The sequence below is a fragment of the Streptomyces rimosus subsp. rimosus genome (assembly GCF_000720725.1).
In the GTDB taxonomy this organism is placed as follows: Bacteria; Actinomycetota; Actinomycetes; order Streptomycetales; family Streptomycetaceae; genus Streptomyces; species Streptomyces rimosus_A.
In genome coordinates this window covers 1-4,049 of the sequence record NZ_JOCQ01000202.1, presented here as the reverse complement: position 1 = coordinate 4,049, position 4,049 = coordinate 1, and the positions used below count along the sequence as shown (strand labels likewise).

Annotated in this window: 4 protein-coding genes and 2 tRNA genes; 5 read left to right on the top strand and 1 reads right to left on the bottom strand. The window is 71.8% G+C overall.

Features of this window, described 5'->3' with window-relative positions:
* The first annotated feature begins 61 nt into the window (after positions 1–61).
* The 3 genes from IH45_RS0142305 to IH45_RS0142295 all read left to right on the top strand — a co-directional run bounded on the left by IH45_RS0142305 (position 62) and on the right by IH45_RS0142295 (position 1,084).
* Complete coding sequence (locus IH45_RS0142305; protein ID WP_030682380.1) at positions 62–688, top strand: HD domain-containing protein; 627 nt, start codon at positions 62–64, stop codon at positions 686–688.
* A gap of 132 nt (positions 689–820) precedes the next feature.
* Positions 821–893: transfer RNA gene (locus IH45_RS0142300), tRNA-Arg, on the top strand.
* A 117-nt stretch (positions 894–1,010) separates the two neighbouring features.
* Positions 1,011–1,084 (top strand) — tRNA-Met (locus IH45_RS0142295).
* A gap of 59 nt (positions 1,085–1,143) precedes the next feature.
* Here the strand turns inward: IH45_RS0142295 and IH45_RS0142290 are convergent.
* Positions 1,144–1,926: an NAD(P)H-dependent oxidoreductase gene (locus tag IH45_RS0142290; RefSeq protein ID WP_030682378.1), complete on the bottom strand. Its 783-nt coding sequence runs from the start codon at positions 1,924–1,926 to the stop codon at positions 1,144–1,146.
* A 130-nt stretch (positions 1,927–2,056) separates the two neighbouring features.
* On the opposite strand from IH45_RS0142290, the gene IH45_RS0142285 reads away from it, so the two are divergent.
* Both IH45_RS0142285 and IH45_RS1000000147565 read left to right on the top strand, forming a co-directional pair.
* Positions 2,057–3,121, top strand: coding sequence for a GlxA family transcriptional regulator (locus IH45_RS0142285; protein ID WP_030682375.1), 1,065 nt, complete (start codon positions 2,057–2,059; stop codon positions 3,119–3,121).
* Entirely contained in the window at positions 3,118–3,999 is an 882-nt protein-coding gene (locus IH45_RS1000000147565) for a DUF2797 domain-containing protein (protein ID WP_234440901.1), read from the top strand. Before IH45_RS0142285 ends, IH45_RS1000000147565 begins: the two co-directional genes overlap by 4 nt.
* The last annotated feature ends 50 nt before the right edge of the window (positions 4,000–4,049 follow it).

Sequence of the window (4,049 nt, the reverse complement as noted above, 5' to 3'; positions counted from 1 at the left end):
CCCCCGCCCCCCCACCCCCACCCGCCGCGCCACCCACACCGCGCACACCACCCACACCCACATCGCCGGCATCCCCATCCCCGACAGCAAGCTGGCCCAGGAGGCCACCGAGCTGATCCGGGACACCACCGACGAGCTGATCTACCACCACTCCCGCCGGGTCTACCTCTTCGGCGCCCGGCACGGCCGCGAGCGGGACCTGCCCTTCGACGCGGAGCTCCTCTACGTCGGCGCCCTCTTCCACGACCTCGGCCTGACCGAGCGCTTCCGCGCCTCCCACCAGCGCTTCGAGCTGGACGGCGCCGACGAGGCCCGCCGCTTCCTGACCGCCCACGGCGTCCCGGCGGACCGCGCCCGCCTCGCCTGGGAGGCCATCGCCCTGCACACCACACCGGAGATCCCGCACCACATGGCCCCGGAGATCGCCCTCGTCACCGCCGGCGTCGAACTCGACGTCCTCGGCATCGGCTACGACACCCTCCCGCCGGAGACCCGCGACGAGATCCTCACGGCCCATCCCCGCCCCGACTTCAAGCGCCGCATCCTCCGCGCCTTCCACCAGGGCATCACCCACCGCCCGGAAACCACCTTCGGCAACGTCAAGGCCGACGTGCTGGCCCGCTTCGATCCGGACTACATCCGTCCGGACTTCGTACAGATCATCGAGGCCGCTGCCTGGCCCGAGTAGTCCCCACCCACCGCCGCCGGGGCGTTTCCGCAGGTCAGATGGGGTGGGGTGATCGGATTTCGCCTCACGGCGAGGTTCGTGTAATGTTCTTTCTGCAACGCCGACCGGCAAGAAAAACCGCCGGAAAGCCAAGCGCTCGTAGCTTAACGGATAGAGCATCTGACTACGGATCAGAAGGTTGCAGGTTCGAATCCTGCCGAGCGCACAGCAAGCAAAGCCCCCGCCGGGTAATCCGGCGGGGGCTTTGTCGTGGGTGGCCGGGGAGGCTGCGGTTAAGCGATTTCCCTTGGCGGCCCATGTGGCGTAGAGTCGGGTTCACCGACGCGGGGTGGAGCAGCTCGGTAGCTCGCTGGGCTCATAACCCAGAGGTCGCAGGTTCAAATCCTGTCCCCGCTACTGCGAAGACCGGTCCGGCACGGAAACGTGCCGGACCGGTCTTTTTTGTGCGCATGGGGTTACCGGGGGGCGTCTGTGTAGTGGATGGCCGGGCCCGTGAGGTCCGGGGCGAGGTCGGGGCGGAGGGTGAGGGTCTCCGGGTCGTAGTCGGGGGAGTTCTGGCGGCGGAAGGGGAGGGGCGGGGTCGAGGGGAGGGCCAGGAGGCGGTCGCGGAGGCGGGCGGCGGTGTCCTCGAAGTCGGCCGGGGTCGTGCGGTCGGCCGAGGAGACGAGGAAGGGCGGGACCGCGCTCATGCCCGTGTACCAGAAGGTGCCGTGGTGGAGGGGGAAGAGCAGGTCGTTGAGGTCGCCGTTGACGCCGCGCGGGCCGAGGGTGCCGGGGCGGGCGCCCGCGGTGACCACGGCCATGGCGCGCTTGCCGGTCAGCGGGCCGTCGCCGTAGCGGAGCGTGGCCCCGGTGTCGGGGTCGCTGAAGCCGTACGCGAAGCCCTTGACGAAGACGCGGTCGAACCAGCCCTTCAGGATGGCGGGCATGCCGTACCACCAGAGGGGGAACTGCACGATCAGGGTGTCGGCCCAGGCGACCTTCTCCTGCTCGGCGCGGATGTCGGGGCTCAAGGTGCCACTGGAGAGGGCGCGTTCGGCGGCGTTGCCGACGTGCAGGCGCTCCTCGGCGGGGTGGTCGAAGTCGCCGGCGTCGACGACCGGGTTCCACTTCATGGCGTAGAGGTCGGAGACCTGGACCTCGTGGCCGTGCTCGCGCAGGGCACGCAGGCCCTCGTCCTTGAGGGAACCGTTCAGGGAGCGCTCTTCGGGGTGGGCTGCGAGCCACAGGACCTTCATGAGGGGCCTTTCGTAGAGAGGTTCGTAGAGAGGTTCGTAGAGAGGTTCGTGGAGAGGGTGGTACGGAGGTGCTGAACGGATCCGTTGGGTAGATCTTCGGGCCGGTGGCCCCCGGCAAACGAGTGGCCGGATGGCCAGCATGTGTCAGGATCGGGCCATGGGTGTCTTCGCGGAGGACGGGCGGCATCGGATCGCCGTACTGGTACGGGACGGACTGCTGCCGATGGAGCTGGGGATCGTCCACCGGCTCTTCGGGTATGCCAGGGCGGCCGACGGGCGGCGGCTGTACGAGGTGGTGACGTGCGCGCCGGAGCCGGGGGAGCTCGGTACGGACACGGATTTCACGGTCCGTGTGCGCTACGGGCCCGAGGCGCTGGCGGAGGCCGACACCGTCGTGGTGCCGTCCTCGGAGCAGGACTACGGGGCGGAGGAGGGCTGTCTGGGCGAGGGGATGGCGCGGGCGGTGGCGCGTATTCGTCCGGGGGCCCGGGTCGCCTCCATCTGTACGGGAGCGTTCGTGCTGGCGGCGGCCGGGCTGCTGGAAGGGCGGCGGGCGACCACGCACTGGGGGTCGGCGGAGCAGTTCCGGCAGCTCTTCCCGGAGATCGAGCTGGACGCGGATGTTCTGTATACGGACGAAGCGGGGGTGCTGACGTCCGCCGGTGTCGCCTCGGGGATCGATCTGTGCCTGCACATGATCAGGTGTGATTACGGGGCGGCGGTGGCCATCGAGGTGGCACGGCGTACGGTCGTGCCCCCGCACCGGGAGGGCGGGCAGGCCCAGTTCATCCGGCGCCCGGTGCCCGAGCCGCAGTACTCCTCGACGGCATCCGCCCGCGCCTGGGCGCTGGAGCACCTGGACCGGCCGGTGACGCTGCGGGAACTGGCCGCGTGCGAGTCGATGAGCGTACGGACCTTCACCCGCCGGTTCCGGGAGGAGGTCGGTGTCTCGCCGTTGCAGTGGCTGACGCAGCAGCGCGTCGAGCGGGCGCGGCAGTTGCTGGAGGAGACGGAGCTGACGGTGGACCGCATCGCGGCCGACGCGGGGTTCGGCACGGCGGCGTCGCTGCGGCAGCACCTCCAGGCGGCGGTCGGGGTCTCGCCGAGCGCGTATCGCAGCACCTTCAGGGGCGCCGGAGCCGATCCCCGGAGGATCGTGCCGGCCGAGGTGGCGGAAGTGGGTGCCGGGGAGTGAGTGGGCCGGGTGGCTGGTGGTGTACGGGGCCGAGCTGGGCCGGGACCGAGCCGGGGCTCGGGTGGTACAGCCCCGGGCGTGGCGAGCGGCGGCGCAGCGCGCTGCCCGCGGGCAAGGCGCTGGCGTTCGCGCTGACGGGCGAGCGGCGCTGCCTGGGCGTACGGCGCGGCGCGCGCTGGACCGCCTGCCCGTACGCGGCGGTGATCGGCAGCGGTGTCGCACGGGACCAGTGCGCCGACTGCGCGCGCCTGGACCGTTCGCGCTCGGTGGCGGCGGACACGATGGCCGACGATCCCCGTACGTACGGCGTGTATCTGGCGTACTTCGGCCCCGGCCTGCTGAAGGTGGGCATCACGGCGGCCGAGCGCGGGCCCGCGCGTCTGGTCGAGCAGGGGGCGATCACGTACGCGTGGCTGGGGCACGGGCCGCTGATGGCCGCGCGGCGCGCCGAGGCGCTGCTGGGGAGCGCCCTGGACGTACGGGACCGGTTCGGGAAGGCGGAGAAGCGGGCGGCGCGGGCCGCGCTGCCACCGGTGCCGGAGCGGGTGGCGGCCCTGGCCGGGCTGCACGCGGCGGCGCGCGTGCTGGCCGGGTGGCCGGAGGCGCTGGAGCCGGCCGCGTTCGCGTGGACGGATCACACGGAGGTGTTCGGGCTGAGAGCGGATCCCGGCGGAGGCCGGGGAGGCCGCGGGCCCGGCGGCCGGGGACGAGATCGTGGGGGAAGTGGTGGCGGGGGTGGGGGCGGATCTTTATGTGCGGGGGGTGGTGGAGGACCGTACGGACGTCGAGACGACGGCCCGTACGGACGTCGAGACGACGGTGTTCGCGGTGGATATGCGGTTGCTGGCGGGGTGGGTGTTGCGCGATGCGGTGGGTGAGGTGACTACGGCGGTGGTGCGGGCGCCGAAGGGGGGAGCTGAGGAGGAGC

What these genes read in the sequence shown, in the direction of transcription:
- IH45_RS0142290 (WP_030682378.1), bottom strand. Translation starts at nt 1,926, where the DNA reads ATGAAGGTCCTGTGGCTCGCAGCCCACCCCGAAGAGCGCTCCCTGAAC.
- IH45_RS0142285 (WP_030682375.1), top strand. Translation starts at nt 2,057, where the DNA reads ATGGCCAGCATGTGTCAGGATCGGGCCATGGGTGTCTTCGCGGAGGAC.